This is a genomic window from Xanthomonas arboricola pv. juglandis (assembly GCF_905367715.1).
GTDB classification, from domain to species: Bacteria; Pseudomonadota; Gammaproteobacteria; order Xanthomonadales; family Xanthomonadaceae; genus Xanthomonas; species Xanthomonas arboricola.
On record NZ_HG999362.1, the window covers coordinates 2,135,143 to 2,150,262 of the forward strand.

Genomic DNA, 15,120 nt, shown 5'->3' on the forward strand with positions numbered 1-15,120 from the left:
GATGCAGTACTGCGTGGTGTTGGCGATGCGTCGCGTCAAGCGTGGCCGCGTCATCGCAGGTGTCCTGCAATCAGCGTTGCTTGAGCACAAAAAAAGCCCGCCGGAAGCGGGCTTTTTGATATCGGCAACTCTCGAGTGTGCAGCGTGCCGGCGTGTCGGCGGCACGCTGCGTGCTGAGCTGGTGTCGCTTACTTCGGCAGATCGAACACCAGCACTTCCGCATCGCGCGCATCGGCCAGCACGATCTCCGGCTCATCGGTGATCTGCAGCGCATCACCGGCCGACAGCGCCTGGCCATTGACGCTCAGGCTGCCGCGCGCCACCTGCACGTAGCCGATGCGGCCGTCGGCCAGTGGCTGCTGCAGGCGCACCTCGCCATCGAGGATCGAGGCATACAGGCGCGCATCCTGGTGCAGGCGCAGCGAGCCGTGCTCGCCGCCGGGCGAGGCGATCAGGCGCAGCTGGTTGCGCTTGCTGTCGGCATCGAAATGCTTCTCCTCGTAGCTGGGCTCGATGCCGCTGCGCTCGGGCATCACCCAGATCTGCAGGAAGTGCACCGGTTCGCTGGCGGAGTGATTGAACTCGCTGTGGGTGACGCCGCTGCCGGCGCTCATGCGCTGCACGTCGCCGTAGTGCAGCACCGAGCCGGTGCCCATGCTGTCCTTGTGCTCCAGCGCGCCGCCCAGCACGTAGGAAATGATCTCCATGTCGCGGTGGGCGTGGGTGCCGAAGCCTTCGCCCGGGATCACCTTGTCTTCGTTGATCACCCGCAGCGGGCCGATGCCCATGTGGCGCGGGTCGTGGTAACTGGCGAAGGAGAAGGTATGGCGCGAGGACAGCCAGCCATGTTCGGCGCGGCCACGGGTTTCGCTCTTGCGGACATTCAACATGCTGCTTCTCCTTGAAGGGTTGGTGTCGCCAGGGAATGAATCGGTGTCCCGGCGGCTTGATGGCTAGTCTCTACCTCCGCGCCGGCGCCAAAAAGCGAGTAGATTTGGTCGCTACCATCGAAAAAATCGAACAATGAAAATCAGCCTGGAAGCGTTGCAGATCCTGGATGCGATCGACCGCCGCGGCTCGTTCACGGCCGCGTCCAGGGTGTTGTTCAAGGTGCCGTCGACGATTTCCTACACGGTCTCCAAGCTGGAGGACGATCTGGGTGTGCAGCTGTTCGAGCGGGTCGGCCCCAAGGCGACACCGACCCAGGCCGGGCGCGAACTGCTGCGCGAGGGGCGGCAGCTGCTGCGGGCCGCGCAGGAGCTGGAGGTGCGGGTGCGGCGGGTGGCGTCGGGTTGGGAGTCGGACTTTGCGATCGGGCTGGATGCGATCCTGCCGGTGGCCTTGCTGCAGACGCAGATCCTGGACTTCTACACGGTGGCCGACAGCACCCGCCTGCGCGTGGTGAGCGAATCCTTGTCCGGCAGCTGGGAGGCGTTGCTGGATCGGCGCGTGGACCTGATCGTGGCGGCGGGCGAGGGGCCGAGCGGTGGCGGCTATGTCGCCGAGGCGATCGGCACGCTGGGCTTCGTGTTCGCGGTGGCCTCCACGCATCCGCTGGCGGGCGCCGGCCTGCTGGGCGCGGCCGAGCTGGCCGAACATCGTGCGATCGCGGTGGCGGATTCGGCGCGGCGTCTGCTGCCACGCACGGTCGGCCTGCTCTCCGCGCGCGATGTGCTCACCGTGCCGGACATGCAGGCCAAGCTGCAGCTGCAGCTGGCCGGTGCCGGCTACGGTTTTCTGCCCGAGCCGTATGCGCGCGGCGCGCTGCAGGACGGGCGGCTGCGCGAGCTGCAGGTGGAAACCCGTAAACCTGATGAAACCTTCTACCTGGCGTGGCGGCCGGGCGAGGAGGGCGAGGCATTGGGCTGGTGGCGGCGCGCACTGCGCCGCGATGGACTGTTCGATGGCTGGTTGCAGTCGCTTGCCGAAACGTATCGTTCCGTCGCCGCCGGGCAGCCGCGTGCGTGAGGAAGGGCGGATAATGGGCCCTCGCCGTCGCGCAGGGTCGCCGCATGCAAGGCTTGATCGAACAGTACGGATTGGCGCTGGTCTTTGCCAACGTGCTGGCGTTGTCGCTGGGCCTGCCGGTACCGGCGCTGCCGACCCTGGTGCTGGTCGGTGCCGGCTACGCGCTGCAGGGCGGGAGCGACGCCTGGCTGGCCGGATTGCTGGCGTTGGCAGTGTCGGTGCTGGCGAGTCTGCTCGGTGACCTGGCCTGGTATCTGGCCGGCCGCCGTTTCGGCAATCGCACCCTGCAGTCGCTGTGCCGGCTGTCGCTGTCGCGCGATACCTGCATGAAGAAGACCGAGCGGTTCTTCTCGCGCTGGGGTGTGCGGGTATTGGCGGTGGCCAAGTTCGTGCCCGGTCTGTCGATGGTCTCGGTGCCGATGGCCGGTGCGATGCGGGTGCGCCCGGCGGCATTCCTGCGCTACGACGCCCTGGGTGCGTCGCTGTGGGCGTTCGTCGGGCTGAGCCTGGGCGCGCTGTTCGCGCATCAGGTGCAGGACGTGCTCGCGTTGCTGTCGGATCTGGGCTCCGGTGCCGTTGCCGTGCTGGCCGTGTTGCTGGCCTGCTACGTCGGCTGGCGTTGGTGGCGGCGGCATGCCTTGCTGCGCTCGCTGGAGCACGCGCGTATCGCGGTGGACGAGCTGGTGCCGCTGCTCGATGGCGACGAAGCGCTACGGCCGACGGTGCTGGACATCCGTGCGCCGGGCCACCGCGATCTGCAGCCGTACACGATTCCCGGCGCGGTGTTTGCCGACGAGCGTCAGCTCGCGCAGATCCTGGCCAGCGTGCCGCGCGATCGCAGCGTGGTGATCTACTGTGCGTGTCCGGACGAGGTGTCGGCGGCGTGGTTGGCTGGTCGGATGCGCGAGCGCGGCTATCGCGATGTGCGGCCGCTGCTGGGTGGGCTGGATGCATGGCGCGACGCCGGGCATCCGGTGACCTCGCTGCTGCCGGTGGCGGTGGTTGCCAGGACCAATGTGCTGGGTGCGATGGCCTGACTGGCTGTGACGCGATGTTCTGCGGCGCGCATGGTGGTCTTTGGCACCTGCTGCTTTGCATTCGCTGCGTGGTAACAGCGCAGCCACGCCGTGCACTCGAACGACAGGCAAAAAAAAGACCAGCAAGCTGGTCGTTTTCTTCAAGATTGGTGCGCCCGGAGAGATTCGAACTCCCGACCGCCTGGTTCGTAGCCAGGTACTCTATCCAACTGAGCTACGGGCGCATTATCTTGTTTTGACTTGCATTCCCAACTTGCAGATCCGTCGCAATGCGATCAGACCCTTGTAACTAAAAAGACAGCGGTTGAAGGCTGTCTCTTATTGTTCTGAAGATGGTGCGCCCGGAGAGATTCGAACTCCCGACCGCCTGGTTCGTAGCCAGGTACTCTATCCAACTGAGCTACGGGCGCGTCGTCAGGAGCGGAATTATGCGGATGCCCGGAGTCCTCGTCAATCCCTTTGTGACATTCGATTGTCGCTACCCTCATCGCCAAGACGCCTGCGCAGTGCAGCGGCCACGGCGGCAGGCGTCTTCATCCATGCGAAGTGATCACTGCGCGCGCCCAGTTGCGCATCGTCCAAGGCAACACGTTCGGCACGTGCCTGCGGCATTTTCTGCAGCAAGGCCTGCAAGGCGCCGGGCGGGCCGAAGCGGTCGCGTGCGAAGGTCACTGCGCTGATCGGCAGATCGAGTTGGCCCAGCGCATGCTCGAGATCCCACGACGTGCCTGCCGCACGATAGTGATTGCTGCGACCGACCTGCGCCCAATCGGCGATCAGGCTGCGCGCCTCGGTCCGCCGAAACCGAGCGTTCGCCCGTGCAGCACGCCTTGCGTGCGTGCCAGCCATGGCAGCAGCCGGAAGATCAGCGGCAGGCCGTAGCGCATCGGCACCGGAAACTTGCGCCAGTACGGCGAGCCGCTGGCGACCAGCCACAGCTGCGCAATCCGTGCCGGCTGCAGCGCGGCATGGCAGCAAGCCAGTTGGCCGCCCAGGCTATGACCGCCCAGCACGCACGGCAGTTGCGGGTCATGCAGGTCGAGCAGCGCGCGGCTGGCGGGGATATCGTCGGCAAGCAGCGTGCGATAGCCCCAGTCGTGCTCGCGCGAGGGGCGCAGGGTGCTGCTGCCGTTGCCGCGCCACTCGTGCAGATACACCGCAATACCGGCGCCGGCCAGGGCGTGCGCGAACGGCTGGTAATGCCGCGCGGCAACGCCCAGTGCCGGCAGCCACAGCAGGCTGGCGATCGGCCGCGCCGGTGCGTGACGCAGCACCTGCCAGGCATGTCCATCCGCAGCGGTCACGGCGATCGTGCTGGCCTGCACGCTCATGGGCTGGGCGCGGCACCGAAATGGTCCAGCACCAGTACCTCGCCGTGCCCTGGGCTGTGGCCGAGGCGGATGGCACGCGCAACGTAGTCGATGGCCGCTTCGCAGGCGTTGAGCAGGGACAGGCCCTGGCACAGCTGCGCGGCAATGGCCGCCGACAGGCTGCAACCGGTGCCATGCGCATCGACCTGCAGGCGCGGATGCATGAACACGTCCTGGGTGACACCGTCATCGAAGCGGTCGATCACCCGCGTGCCCTCGTGCAGGTGACCGCCCTTGAGCAGCACCGCATTGGCGCCGAGTTCGAGCAGGGCAGCGGTGGCGTGCTCGGAGGCATCGGCATCGTCGATGCGGCGGCCGGTCAGCAGTTCGGCTTCGGGCGTATTGGGTGTGATCAGCGTGGCCAGCGGCAGTAGACGCGTGCGCAGGGCCTCCAGCGCGGCGTCTTCGAGCAGGCGGGCGCCACTGGTTGACACCATCACCGGGTCGAGCACCACGAACGGTGGGCGATGGGTTTCGAGCAGATCGGCCACGCAATGGATGACCTCGGCATTGGCGAGCATGCCGAGTTTGACTGCCTGAATTTCGAAGTCCGCAAAGCAGGCATCGATCTGCGCCCGCAGAAACGCGACCGGGGGGATATGCACCGCAGTGACGGCGCGGGTGTTCTGCGCGGTCAATGCGGCGATCGCCGACAGGCCATGCACGCGGTGCGCGGCGAAGGTCTTGAGGTCGGCCTGGATGCCGGCACCACCGCCGGAATCGGAGCCGGCGATGGTCAGGGCGGACAGCGTGCTGGACGTGGTCATGGGGGGATTCTGCACTGCTGCCTGGCGGATGTGCGGATCAGCGCGTGCGCCAGCGACGCCATTGCAGATAGGCAACGTAGCCGGCACCGGTCACTCCGGTGAGGCCGGCCGGCAGGTAGAGCGCGTCGTAGTGCCAGCGCTGGAACAGCCAGGTGCCGAGCATGCTGCCGCCGAGAAAGCCGCCGATGATCAGCCCGCTCAGCGTGAGCCGGCGCACCTGCAGCGGGCGCCCGCGCAGCAGATGTCCCAGGCCGATGCCCAGGTCGGTAAACATGCCGCTCAGATGGGTGGTGCGGACCGCTGCGCCGCTGAGGGTGGTGGCCATGGCGTTCTGCAGGCCGCAGGCGCCTGCGGCGACCAACGCGCCGCCGACATGGTGCAGCTTGAACAGCGGGATCGCGGCCAGCAACAGCAGCGCTTCGAGCAGCAGCGCTGCACCGTAGCGCTGTCCCAGCCGCAAGACATCGTCCTGGATGATCAGGCCGCTGAGCATGGCGCCTGCGCAGAAGGCGATCAGGATGCCCCAGAGAAAGCCGATCTCCGGCGCGCTGTTCTGCACCAGGGCCACGCCGAGCAGGCTGGTGGTGCCGGTGAGGTGGCTCACCACCTGATGCTCGGAGCCCAGGTAGCCGACCACGTTGACCATGCCGGCCACGCCCGATAACGCCACCGCGCCGATCCAGACCCAGCGCGGCAGCAGGATTCCCATCGCCGGTCAGGGCGTACCGTTGACGGCGATCTGCGAGAACGCGCCGGTTTGCGGGTCGTACAGCGCACCCCAGAAGGCACTGCCGCCATCGCACACCCGGATCGCTTCCTTGGCCGGTTTCACCGGCGGATCGTTCGGGAGTTTGAAAGCGTTGATGTAGATCAGCTGCTGGCCCTGGATCACCACGCCCACGTACTGGCGATCGAAATCGCGCGGCTCGGGGATGGTCGGCGTCAAGGCATCCTGCCGGGATTCGAGCTGTTCGATCTGCTGCTGGCTCGGTGTCCAGTAGCCGGTGATCTGGCCCGGATGCCGCGCCGGGCTGTCGCGCGAGCAGGTGTCCAGCACCTGCTCGGCGATGCCCTGGCGGGTGATGACCCAGGACTGCCCGTTCTTGAGGTTGGTCGGCACGCTCGCTGGCGGCGGCGCGGTCGCGCAGCTGGCCAGTGCCATCACGGCGAGCGCCGCCGCGCCGCGCAGCCTGTGCATCACAGCACCTCCGAGGCGAAGTCGGCCAGACGCGAACGCTCGCCGCGCCGCAGCGTGATATGCGCGCTGTGCGGCCATGCCTTGAAGCGATCCACCGCATAGGTCAGGCCGGAGGTGGTTTCGGTGAGGTAGGGCGTGTCGATCTGTTCGACGTTGCCCAGGCACACGATCTTGGTGCCGGGGCCGGCGCGGGTGATCAGCGTCTTCATCTGCTTGGGAGTGAGGTTCTGCGCCTCGTCCAGGATCAGGTAGCGCGACAGGAAGGTGCGCCCACGCATGAAGTTCATCGAACGGATCTTGATGCGGCTGGCGAGCAGGTCGTTGGTGGCCGCACGCCCCCAGGCACCGCCGTCCTGGTTGTGGGTGAGCACTTCCAGGTTGTCGGTCAGCGCGCCCATCCACGGCGTCATCTTTTCTTCCTCGGTGCCGGGCAGGAAGCCGATGTCTTCGCCGACGCTGACGGTGGCGCGGGTCATGATGATTTCGCGGTAACGCTGCTGATCCATCGTCTGCGCCAGGCCGGCGGCCAGGGCGAGCAGGGTCTTGCCGGTACCGGCGGTGCCGAGCAGGGTGACGAAGTCGATTTCCGGGTCCATCAAGGCATTGAGCGCGAAGTTCTGCTCGCGGTTGCGCGCCACGATGCCCCAGACCGCGTGCTGGCCGCTGCGGAAATCGTCGACCAGGCACAGCGTGGCCTTGCCGCCGCCGACCTTGGCCACGCGCAGCTCCACTTCGTCCTCGCCCGGCAGGTACAGGTACTGGTTCGGATACCAGTCTTCGTCCTCGGCCAGCACGATCTCGTAATGGGTGCGGCCACGCTCGTTCCAGCTGCGCAGGTCCTGGTTGTGCTTTTCCCAGAAGTTTTCCGGCAGCTCGATGGCGCCGGTGAACAGCAGGCTGAAATCATCCAGCGCGCGATCGTTCTGGTAGTCCTCCGCATTCAGGCCGCTGATGTAGGCCTTGATGCGCAGGTTGATGTCCTTGGACACCAGGATGACCGGCACATCCGGATGCTCCTCGCACAGCGCCAGCACCGAGGCCAGGATCTTGTTGTCCGGAATCATCGCGCCGAAGGTGCGGCCCGGATCGATCGGATGGATCTGGAAATACAGCCGGCCGATCGCGGCCTGGCCCTTGAGCTGGATACCCTGCGGATGGCTGAGCAGGATGCCGGCCTGGATCTGCTCGGCGTTGGTGTTTTCCAGCAGTTCGTCCAGGAAGCGGCTGACCTGGCGCGCATTGCGGCTGACTTCGGACGTGCCCTTCTTGGCGTTGTCGAGTTCCTCGATCACCTGCATCGGCAGGAACACATCGTGTTCCTCGAATTTGAACAGCGCGGTGGGATCGTGCATCAGCACGTTGGTGTCCAGCACGTAGATGCGCTTGCCTCGGGTCATTGGGTCTTCCAAGTGATGGAGCAGGGGCGAGCCATCACGCCTGCAGGGCAGGGTGATGGAGGACACGGGAAACCAGGGGGCGTCACTGTCTGGCGTGCGCCTTCAACGCGGCCAGCACGGCGTCGGCGTGGCCGGCGACCTTGACCTTGCGCCAGGCCTGCACCACCACCCCTTCGGGCGAAAGCAGGAAGGTGCTGCGCTCGATGCCGAGCACCTGCTTGCCGTACATGTTCTTTTCCTTGATGACATCGAAGGCGCGGCACAGGGCCTCGTCGCCATCGCTGACCAGCGGGAAGGTAAATCCCTGCTTGGCGCAGAAATTGTCGTGCGACTTCACCGAGTCGCGCGAGACGCCCAGCACGACCGCGCCGGCCTGGGTGAACTGCGGCAGCAGCGCGTTGAAATCCAGGCCCTCGGTGGTGCAGCCGGGCGTGCTGTCCTTCGGGTAGAAGTACAGCACCACCCATTTGCCGGCGTAGCCGCGCAGCGTGGTACTGGTGCCGCCGGACAGCGACAGTGGCAGGTCGAAGCTTGCAGCAGGTAGTTCGAATACAGCGTCGGTCATCGTTGCTCAGCCCTAAGTGGAGGGGCGTGCGGCGCGGTCAAGCCGGGCCGACGTCCATCCCATCATAAGCAGCTACGTGGAAACGTTTGGCAAGCGCATCGAACTGCGCATTGCGCTGATTCAGCGACTCGATGGTGTGCTGTTCCAGCTTGTCCACGTGCAGGAAGTAGGACTCTTCGTCGTCGCCATCGTCTTCGTCGCGTTCGCCCAGGAAGATGTCGATGACCCGATAGCCGTCCCGGGTCAGTTGCTCGGCGAGGTGTTGCAACGGTTGCTGCGCCGGGTCGGCGAAGAAATATTCCCAGCGCAACGGCCCGTCGAGATTCCAGTCGGTCTCGGAGCGGATGTGCTCGAACATCTGTTTCAGTGCGGAAAGGGCAATGGCCATCGGAACGTCTGCCTCAGAACTTCATCGGGTCCATGATCGCGTCGAGATTGAGGTGATCACAGAATTCCAGGAAATCATCGCGCAACGCGGCGATGTGCATGTTGGCCGGCACGCCGATCGTCACCTGCGCCGAGAACATCTCCGCGCCGGTCTGCATGGCGCGGTAGCGCGTGCTCTGCAGGTTCTCGATGGTGATGCCCTGGCGGTCGAAGAAATCGGCCAGCTGGAACAGGATGCCCGGCTTGTCGGCGGCGATGACTTCGACGATGTAGGGCAGCAGGTTGGACTGGGTCTGCTTGGGGCCGGTGCGGTACCACACCAGCTTCAGGCCTTCCTCGCGCTCGAGCCGGGTCAGCATCGCTTCGAGCTTGGCGACCGAATCCCAGGAGCCGGTGGCCAGGGCGGTGACCGAGACATCGCGCCCCACCGTGGCCAGGCGGGCGTCCACGAGATTGCAGCCGCTGTCGGCGATGCGGCGGGTGACGGGCAACAGGGGGGACTCCGGATGCGTCGTGTAGGCGTTGATCAGGAGGTGGTTTTCGGTCGGCGAAGGCCGGGGAGTCGAGTCGGTCAAAGGGGCTTCCGGCATTGCATCAGGCTGAATGGCCGCCCGGGCAGGCGCCCTGGCGGTGACCAGCATACTTGCCCGTGGTTTCGCGCCGCAAGTAACATGCAGGCGGCCACAACCCGCGTGCGCGCGGGCCTTTCCTGTCACGTAAGAGCAGCAGAATCTTGTCCCTTTCCGGCATCATCACCGCGCTGGCGACCCCTTTCGGTCCGGACGGCGCACTCGACCTGGATGCCTGGCGGCGGTTGCTGGAACAGCAACTGCACGGCGGCGTGCAGGGAATTGTCGTCGCCGGTTCCACCGGCGAGGCTGCGGCATTGAGCGACGAGGAGTACGACACCTTGTTGCGCGCCGCGGTTGCGCAGGTGGCCGGCCGCGTGCCGGTGCTGGCCGGTACCGGCCTGTCAGGCACCGCCAAGACCATTGCGCAGACGCGCCGCGCCGCGGCGTTGGGTGCGCAGTACGCGCTGGTGGTGACGCCGCCGTACGTGCGTCCGACCCAGGCCGGCCTGCAGGCGCATTTCCAGGCGGTTGCCGACAACGGCGGGCTGCCGGTGGTGCTGTACAACGTGCCCGGCCGCACCGGATGCGATCTGTTGCCGGAGACGGTTGCTGCGCTGGTCGGCCATCCAAATATCGTCGGTATCAAGGAAGCGCGCAGCGAGCCGGAGCGCGTTGCCGCGCTGGTGGCGCTGCGCAGCGAGTCCTTCGTGGTGCTCAGCGGTGACGATGGCAGCGCCGCGCAGGCGATGCTGTCCGGTGCCGACGGGCTGATTTCGGTGGCGTCCAACGCGTTGCCGTCGGCGTACCGGCGGCTGTGCGATCTGGCCCGCGATGGTCAGCGCGAGGCGGCCACCACGTGGGACGCACGCCTGAGCGAGTACCACAGTTTCTGCGGGATCGAATCCAATCCCATCCCGGTCAAGGCGCTGCTGCAGCGCGCCGGGATCGGGCACGGCCTGCGTTTGCCGTTATTGCCCCTTTCTGCGGCGCACCAGCCTGCCGCCGACCGCCTTGCCGCCGACGCTGTTGCGTTGGAAGCGCTTTCCAGCCGCGAAATGCTCGCGGCCTGACCCAGGAGATTTATCGATGCGTCATTCCGTTTCCCCCGTCCGCGTGCTCTCGCTCGCGTTGCTGGCGACCGCCACCGTCGCCGCCACGAGCGGTTGCAGCTGGTTCCACAAGGGCGCACGCGGTGACTACGCGCTGGCCCCGGAAGCCCGTCCGCTGGAAGTGCCGCCGGATCTGAACCTGCCCGACACCTCCGGTGCGATGAAGGTGCCGACGCTGGCATCAAGCGCGCAGCAGAACACTTCGGCGCCGCCGTCCGCCAGCGCCAACAGCGGTTTCACCACGCCGGGCGAGCGCGACGAGGTGTTCGCCAAGGTCGGCGCGGCGCTGGCCGACATTCCCGGCCTGACCATCGCCAGCAAGGCGCAGATGCTCGGTTCCTACGACGTCAGCTACGAAGGCTCCAGTTTCCTGGTGCGCGTGGTGAAGGTCGAAGCCGGCAGCTATGTGTCAGCGGTGGATCCGCGCGGCATGCCGGCCACTGCGGCAGCGCCGGTGGCGGTCATCACGGCGTTGAAGGGCAAGCTGGGCGGCTGAGGCCGCTGCAGCAACTGCAGACAGCAGAACGGGCGCTTCGGGCGCCCGTTTTGCGTTCTGATGCGGTGCTGTCGCTTGGTTGCTGCGTTGTCGCCCGGCTGGATGCCGTCGGGCGCCGTTTCAGCGTTGCAGCAGCGGCAACTTGTTCGGCTTGCCATCCCACTCGGCGGCATCGGGCAGCGGCTCCTGGCGCACGGTCAGCACCGGCCAGGCCTTGGCCAGCTCGGCGTTGAGCGCGACGAAGCCTTCCTGGCCTGCCGGGACGTCGTCTTCCGGGTAGATCGCATTGGCCGGGCATTCCGGCTCGCACAGCGTGCAGTCGATGCACTCATCCGGGTCGATGACCAGGAAATTCGGGCCGACGTGGAAGCAATCCACCGGACAGACCTCGACGCAGTCGGTGTATTTGCACTTGATGCAGTTTTCGGTGACAACAAAAGGCATGGCGGAATCCGGCGTTTAGCCTGTCAATTCTAAAGCAGTCCGGTGGCCGGTGTGGGGTTGGCGGGATTTGTCGGCCTCCAGCCCTGGCCGCTCGGCGCGGTCCTGACCGTCTCCGGTCAGGCCAAGTCGCGCTGCCTGGCCAGCGCGAACAATCCCGTCGCAGCCAGATCTTCCCGATGCAGCTGCGTCCGCACGCCCAGATGGGCAAGCGCCAGCGCGTAGCGCTGCGCCAGTCCGGGGCTGCCGACCAGGTGCACGGTGGCGTGAGTACCGCGCTGCTCGCGCAGTTCGTGGCCGATCAGCAGGCCCGAGAGGTAGGACGGCAGCGCGGTGGCGGTGAGGCGGTCGAACAGGCCCAGCGTGCGGGCGCCGAACAGGTGGTGGCTGAGGCCGCCGGGCGCGGCGCTGCGGTCGACGCCTTGCGCGAAGGCATCGGTGTCCAGGTCCGCAGGATCGTCCTGCATCAGCTTGCCCAGGATGCTGTGCTGGCGCAGCACCGCATACAGCTCGCCGGTCATGACGGTGGCGAAACCGGTCAGCTGGCCGTGCGCGATCTGCGCCCATTTGCTGTGGGTGCCGGGCAGGCAGGCGACGTGCTCGCCGTCGCCGAGTGCGGCGATCAGGCCGACCAGCTGGGTTTCCTCGCCACGCATGACATCGGGCACACCGTGCTGCTCGCCGGTGCTTACGCCGGGTACGAACCACAGCGTGCGTCCGGGCAGCAGGTCGGTGTAGCTGCGCATCGCCTGCGCCAGTGCGGTGGTATCGGCCGGGCAGGGCAGATAGGCCTGCTCGACCCAGCCATTGCGGCTGCCGATCATGCCCGACAGCAGCAGCGGGCCATCCCAGCCGTCGATCAGCGTGCTCAGCACCTCGGCGAAGCAGCCCTGGCAGGCCAGGATGCCGTCGCTGCCGCGGCGTTGCTCCAGCACCGTGCCGTCGGCAGCGAGCAGGTAGCCGCGCAGGCTGCTGGTGCCCCAGTCGATGGCGATCATGCGCTGGCCACCCGGCTCTCGGGCAGGCCCTTGATCGGCACGTCGCAGACGTACAGACCGCCGGCTTCCGGCGTGCGCGCCAGTTCTTCGGCGCTGTGGTCCAGGCGCGAGCTGATCACGTGCAGGCGGTCCAGCGCGGCACCGCCGAGGGCGCTGCAGGTGGGGTGTTTGACCGGCAGCTGCACGATGCGCTCGATGCTGCCGTCGGGGCGGTAACGCACCACGCGCCAGGCGCGCCATTGCGCGTTCCACAGATGGCCTTCGCTGTCGATGATGGAGCCGTCCGGCTCGGCATCGTCGCGATCCAGCGTGGTGAACACGCGCACGTTGCTGGTCTGCGCAGTGTCGGCGTCGTAATCGCAGCACAGGATCTGCGGGCGCAGCGAGTCGCAGTAATACAGCGTGCGGCCGTCGGGGCTGAAGCAGATCGAGTTGGGGATCGACACGCCCGGCAGCGGCAGCGCGCGCAGGCCGTGGCGCAGCGAGAACTGGTACATCGCGCCGCGTGCGGCCTTGTGGTCGTGCTCGTCCATGGTGCCGAACACGAGGTTGCCGTTGCGGTCGGCGCGGCCGTCGTTGCTGCGCGTATGCGGGTTGTCGGCTTCGATATCGGCCAGGTGCTCGAGCGGCAGCGTGTCGGCGTCGGCGTTGTCGGGGTCAGCGATGCAGACCGACTTGGCCAGCGCGATCAGCACGCGGCCGTCGTCCATCAGGCCGAGGCAACCGGGGCGGTCCGGCAGCGTCCAGTACTGCGTGTGTGCGCTGTGCGGATGATGCCGCCACAGCCGCTTCTCGCTGATGTCCACCCAGTACAGCGCTTCACGTTGCTCGCACCACAGCACGCCTTCGCCATGCGTGCAGCGGCTGTCGACCGCCAGCACGGCGGTGTGTTCGGGCGTGCTCACCATTCGGCGATGCTGCCATCGCTGTGACGCCAGACCGGGTTGCGCCAGTCCGGCGGATTTTCGTTTGCGCGCTTGAGCATGTCTTCGTCGATCTCCACACCGAGCCCGGGCTTGGGCAGCGCGGCGATACTGCCATCGACACACTGAAAATCGTCTTTATTGATGACGTAATCGAGCAGGTCGGCGCCTTCGTTGTAGTGGATGCCGATGCTCTGTTCCTGCAGCACCGCGTTGTGCGAAACGAAGTCCACATGCAGGCAGGCGGCCAGCGCGATCGGCCCGAGCGGGCAGTGCGGGGCGAAGCCGACATCGTAGGCTTCGGCCATCGCGGCGATCTTGACGCACTCGGTGATGCCGCCGGCATGCGACAGGTCCGGCTGCACCATGCCGATACCGCCGGCGCACAGCACGTTCTTGAATTCGAAGCGCGAGAACATGCGCTCGCCGGCCGCCAGCGGAATCGAGGTGCTCGCGGCCAGGCGCGGGTAGTACTCGGCCTGCTCGGCCAGCACCGGTTCTTCGACGAACAGCGGCTTGAACGGCTCCAGCTCGCGCAGCAGCGCCTTGGCCATCGGCGCGCCGACGCGGCCGTGGAAGTCGATGCCGAAGTCGATGCTGTTGCCGAAGGCTTCGCGGATTTCGGCGACCTTGACCACCGCCGCATCGACCGCGCGGGCGCTGTCGATCAGCTTCATTTCCTCGGTGCCGTTGAACTTGAAGGTGTCAAAGCCCAGCGCACGGTAGTCGGTGATCTGCTGGATGATTGCGCCCGGGCGGTCGCCGCCGACCCAGCGATAGGTCTTCATGCGGTCGCGCACCAGCCCGCCCAGCAGCTCGTACACCGGCACGCCCAGCGCCTTGCCCTTGATGTCCCACAAGGCCTGGTCGATACCGGCGATGGCGCTCATCAGGATGGCGCCGCCACGGTAGAAGCCGGCGCGGTACATGGTCTGCCACAGGTCGTTGATGCGCGCCGGATCCTTGCCGACGACGTAGCCGGCCAGTTCGTGCACGGCGGCTTCCACCGAGCGCGCGCGGCCTTCGATGACCGGCTCTCCCCAGCCGGTGATGCCCTCGTCGGTTTCGACCTTGAGGAACAGCCAGCGCGGTGCGGCATGGTAGGTGGTGAGGCGGGTGATCTTCATCCTTGCAGTTCCTGGTAGGCCTGCACGAAGGCGCGTGCATGCGTCTGGGTCGTTTCGAGCGATTGCGCGGGTTTGTACAGTTCGCCACCGATGCCGGCGCCGGCGGCGCCCTGGGCAAGGAAGCCGGCCAGGGTCTGCGGGCTGACGCCGCCGACCACGTAGACCGGAATATGCTTGGGCAGCACCGAGCGCAGCGCGCGCACATGCGCGGCGCCATAGGTGGCTGCGGGGAACAGCTTCAGGATCGTGGCGCCGGCATCGATGGCGTCGAACGCCTCGCTGGCGGTGGCGAAACCGGCGACCACGGTGAGCCCGCGCGACACCGCATGGCGGATCAGCGACGGGCGCGTATTCGGGGTGACGATGAAGCGCGCACCGATCTCGGCCAGGGTGTCGACATCGTCGTTGCGCAGCACGGTGCCGGCGCCGATCCAGGCGCGCTCGCCGTAGGTCTGCTGGGCCAGGGCGATGCTCTCGGCCCAGCGCGGCGAATTGAGCGGGATCTCGATCGCGTCGAAGCCGGCGTCGATCAGTGCACCGACATGGTCGAGCGTTTCTTCCGGCGTGATGCCACGCAGGATGGCGATCAGCGGCAGGGCGAACAGGCTGGCGGTGGTGTCTGAGGTCATCGTGTTACTCGCGATAGAGCGGAAAGCGGCCGCCAGCGTCCGGATGGGCGCCAGCGTCGGGGGAGGTTGCAGCGCTGCACGGCAGCGCACGGAGGGCGACAGGCGGTCGCGACGAGGTGGCTGCGGCACTTGCGTG

General features: G+C 66.8%; 17 protein-coding genes, 2 tRNA genes and 1 pseudogene. 4 read left to right on the forward strand and 16 right to left on the reverse strand.

Annotated elements, in window-relative coordinates; genetic code table 11:
• Positions 1-188: 188 nt before the first annotated feature.
• The gene (locus KHN93_RS09470; protein ID WP_212579479.1) at positions 189-890 is read right to left on the reverse strand and encodes a pirin family protein; all 702 of its coding nucleotides are present in this window, start codon (positions 888-890) and stop codon (positions 189-191) included.
• A gap of 133 nt (positions 891-1,023) precedes the next feature.
• On the opposite strand from KHN93_RS09470, the gene KHN93_RS09475 reads away from it, so the two are divergent.
• Together KHN93_RS09475 and KHN93_RS09480 are read left to right on the forward strand one after the other, a co-directional pair.
• Entirely contained in the window at positions 1,024-1,968 is a 945-nt protein-coding gene (locus KHN93_RS09475; protein WP_212579480.1) for a LysR family transcriptional regulator, read from the forward strand.
• Positions 1,969-2,012: 44 nt separating this feature from the next.
• Positions 2,013-3,005, forward strand: a complete 993-nt coding sequence (locus KHN93_RS09480) for a DedA family protein/thiosulfate sulfurtransferase GlpE (RefSeq protein ID WP_212579481.1) — start codon at positions 2,013-2,015, stop codon at positions 3,003-3,005.
• Positions 3,006-3,152: 147 nt separating this feature from the next.
• On the opposite strand, the gene KHN93_RS09485 is transcribed toward KHN93_RS09480, so the two are convergent.
• The 10 genes and pseudogenes from KHN93_RS09485 to KHN93_RS09530 form a co-directional block, all read right to left on the reverse strand.
• Positions 3,153-3,229 (reverse strand) — tRNA-Arg (locus KHN93_RS09485).
• A 109-nt stretch (positions 3,230-3,338) separates the two neighbouring features.
• A tRNA-Arg gene (locus tag KHN93_RS09490) sits at positions 3,339-3,415 on the reverse strand.
• Between the two features lie 40 nt (positions 3,416-3,455).
• Positions 3,456-4,336 (reverse strand): annotated as a pseudogene (locus KHN93_RS09495) (alpha/beta hydrolase family protein).
• Positions 4,333-5,142, reverse strand: a complete 810-nt coding sequence (thiD, locus tag KHN93_RS09500; RefSeq protein ID WP_161961428.1) for a bifunctional hydroxymethylpyrimidine kinase/phosphomethylpyrimidine kinase — start codon at positions 5,140-5,142, stop codon at positions 4,333-4,335. The pseudogene KHN93_RS09495 and the gene thiD overlap by 4 nt, the downstream one beginning before the upstream one ends.
• Before the next feature lie 37 nt (positions 5,143-5,179).
• On the reverse strand, positions 5,180-5,851 hold the full coding sequence (locus KHN93_RS09505; RefSeq protein ID WP_039520811.1) for a YoaK family protein: 672 nt from the start codon (positions 5,849-5,851) through the stop codon (positions 5,180-5,182).
• Between the two features lie 6 nt (positions 5,852-5,857).
• Positions 5,858-6,340, reverse strand: coding sequence for a hypothetical protein (locus KHN93_RS09510; RefSeq protein ID WP_104594685.1), 483 nt, complete (start codon positions 6,338-6,340; stop codon positions 5,858-5,860).
• A complete protein-coding gene (locus KHN93_RS09515) occupies positions 6,340-7,737 on the reverse strand; it encodes a PhoH family protein (RefSeq protein WP_024939790.1) in 1,398 nt (465 codons plus the stop codon). The genes KHN93_RS09510 and KHN93_RS09515 overlap by 1 nt, the downstream gene beginning before the upstream one ends.
• 82 nt (positions 7,738-7,819) lie before the next feature.
• A complete protein-coding gene (locus KHN93_RS09520; protein ID WP_047128581.1) occupies positions 7,820-8,302 on the reverse strand; it encodes a peroxiredoxin in 483 nt (160 codons plus the stop codon).
• Between the two features lie 37 nt (positions 8,303-8,339).
• Entirely contained in the window at positions 8,340-8,690 is a 351-nt protein-coding gene (locus KHN93_RS09525; RefSeq protein WP_039515997.1) for a ribonuclease E inhibitor RraB, read from the reverse strand.
• Positions 8,691-8,703: 13 nt separating this feature from the next.
• Positions 8,704-9,330, reverse strand: a complete 627-nt coding sequence (locus tag KHN93_RS09530) for a glycine cleavage system transcriptional repressor (RefSeq protein ID WP_002813792.1) — start codon at positions 9,328-9,330, stop codon at positions 8,704-8,706.
• Positions 9,331-9,422: 92 nt separating this feature from the next.
• Here KHN93_RS09530 and dapA point away from each other — a divergent pair, with 92 nt between their 5' ends.
• Positions 9,423-10,331 (forward strand): 4-hydroxy-tetrahydrodipicolinate synthase, encoded by a 909-nt coding sequence (dapA, locus tag KHN93_RS09535; protein ID WP_016905099.1) that lies wholly within the window; start codon positions 9,423-9,425, stop codon positions 10,329-10,331.
• Between the two features lie 16 nt (positions 10,332-10,347).
• Positions 10,348-10,866 (forward strand): hypothetical protein, encoded by a 519-nt coding sequence (locus KHN93_RS09540; RefSeq protein ID WP_026064956.1) that lies wholly within the window; start codon positions 10,348-10,350, stop codon positions 10,864-10,866.
• 120 nt (positions 10,867-10,986) lie between these two features.
• On the opposite strand, the gene fdxA is transcribed toward KHN93_RS09540, so the two are convergent.
• From fdxA to KHN93_RS09565, 5 genes are all read right to left on the reverse strand, one after another.
• Positions 10,987-11,310, reverse strand: coding sequence for a ferredoxin FdxA (gene fdxA / locus KHN93_RS09545; protein ID WP_006453280.1), 324 nt, complete (start codon positions 11,308-11,310; stop codon positions 10,987-10,989).
• A 116-nt stretch (positions 11,311-11,426) separates the two neighbouring features.
• Positions 11,427-12,305 carry a 2-dehydro-3-deoxygalactonokinase gene (locus KHN93_RS09550; protein ID WP_166772228.1) on the reverse strand — a complete coding sequence of 293 codons (879 nt, stop codon included), beginning with the start codon at positions 12,303-12,305 and terminating at the stop codon, positions 11,427-11,429.
• Entirely contained in the window at positions 12,302-13,213 is a 912-nt protein-coding gene (locus tag KHN93_RS09555; protein WP_212579482.1) for an SMP-30/gluconolactonase/LRE family protein, read from the reverse strand. Before KHN93_RS09555 ends, KHN93_RS09550 begins: the two co-directional genes overlap by 4 nt.
• Complete coding sequence (gene dgoD, locus KHN93_RS09560) at positions 13,207-14,355, reverse strand: galactonate dehydratase (RefSeq protein WP_024939784.1); 1,149 nt, start codon at positions 14,353-14,355, stop codon at positions 13,207-13,209. Before dgoD ends, KHN93_RS09555 begins: the two co-directional genes overlap by 7 nt.
• On the reverse strand, positions 14,352-14,984 hold the full coding sequence (locus KHN93_RS09565; RefSeq protein WP_039520823.1) for a 2-dehydro-3-deoxy-6-phosphogalactonate aldolase: 633 nt from the start codon (positions 14,982-14,984) through the stop codon (positions 14,352-14,354). Before KHN93_RS09565 ends, dgoD begins: the two co-directional genes overlap by 4 nt.
• Positions 14,985-15,120: the final 136 nt, after the last annotated feature.

Excerpts from the sequence above, each read along its gene's own strand:
- KHN93_RS09470 (WP_212579479.1), bottom strand. The coding sequence starts at position 890 with ATGTTGAATGTCCGCAAGAGCGAAACCCGTGGCCGCGCCGAACATGGC.
- KHN93_RS09520 (WP_047128581.1), bottom strand. The coding sequence starts at position 8,302 with ATGACCGACGCTGTATTCGAACTACCTGCTGCAAGCTTCGACCTGCCA.
- KHN93_RS09475 (WP_212579480.1), top strand. The coding sequence starts at position 1,024 with ATGAAAATCAGCCTGGAAGCGTTGCAGATCCTGGATGCGATCGACCGC.
- thiD (WP_161961428.1), bottom strand. The coding sequence starts at position 5,142 with ATGACCACGTCCAGCACGCTGTCCGCCCTGACCATCGCCGGCTCCGAT.
- KHN93_RS09540 (WP_026064956.1), top strand. The coding sequence starts at position 10,348 with ATGCGTCATTCCGTTTCCCCCGTCCGCGTGCTCTCGCTCGCGTTGCTG.
- KHN93_RS09480 (WP_212579481.1), top strand. The coding sequence starts at position 2,013 with ATGCAAGGCTTGATCGAACAGTACGGATTGGCGCTGGTCTTTGCCAAC.
- fdxA (WP_006453280.1), bottom strand. The coding sequence starts at position 11,310 with ATGCCTTTTGTTGTCACCGAAAACTGCATCAAGTGCAAATACACCGAC.
- KHN93_RS09530 (WP_002813792.1), bottom strand. The coding sequence starts at position 9,330 with ATGCTGGTCACCGCCAGGGCGCCTGCCCGGGCGGCCATTCAGCCTGAT.
- KHN93_RS09550 (WP_166772228.1), bottom strand. The coding sequence starts at position 12,305 with ATGATCGCCATCGACTGGGGCACCAGCAGCCTGCGCGGCTACCTGCTC.
- KHN93_RS09505 (WP_039520811.1), bottom strand. The coding sequence starts at position 5,851 with ATGGGAATCCTGCTGCCGCGCTGGGTCTGGATCGGCGCGGTGGCGTTA.
- dgoD (WP_024939784.1), bottom strand. The coding sequence starts at position 14,355 with ATGAAGATCACCCGCCTCACCACCTACCATGCCGCACCGCGCTGGCTG.
- KHN93_RS09510 (WP_104594685.1), bottom strand. The coding sequence starts at position 6,340 with ATGCACAGGCTGCGCGGCGCGGCGGCGCTCGCCGTGATGGCACTGGCC.
- KHN93_RS09515 (WP_024939790.1), bottom strand. The coding sequence starts at position 7,737 with ATGACCCGAGGCAAGCGCATCTACGTGCTGGACACCAACGTGCTGATG.
- KHN93_RS09555 (WP_212579482.1), bottom strand. The coding sequence starts at position 13,213 with ATGGTGAGCACGCCCGAACACACCGCCGTGCTGGCGGTCGACAGCCGC.
- KHN93_RS09525 (WP_039515997.1), bottom strand. The coding sequence starts at position 8,690 with ATGGCCATTGCCCTTTCCGCACTGAAACAGATGTTCGAGCACATCCGC.
- KHN93_RS09565 (WP_039520823.1), bottom strand. The coding sequence starts at position 14,984 with ATGACCTCAGACACCACCGCCAGCCTGTTCGCCCTGCCGCTGATCGCC.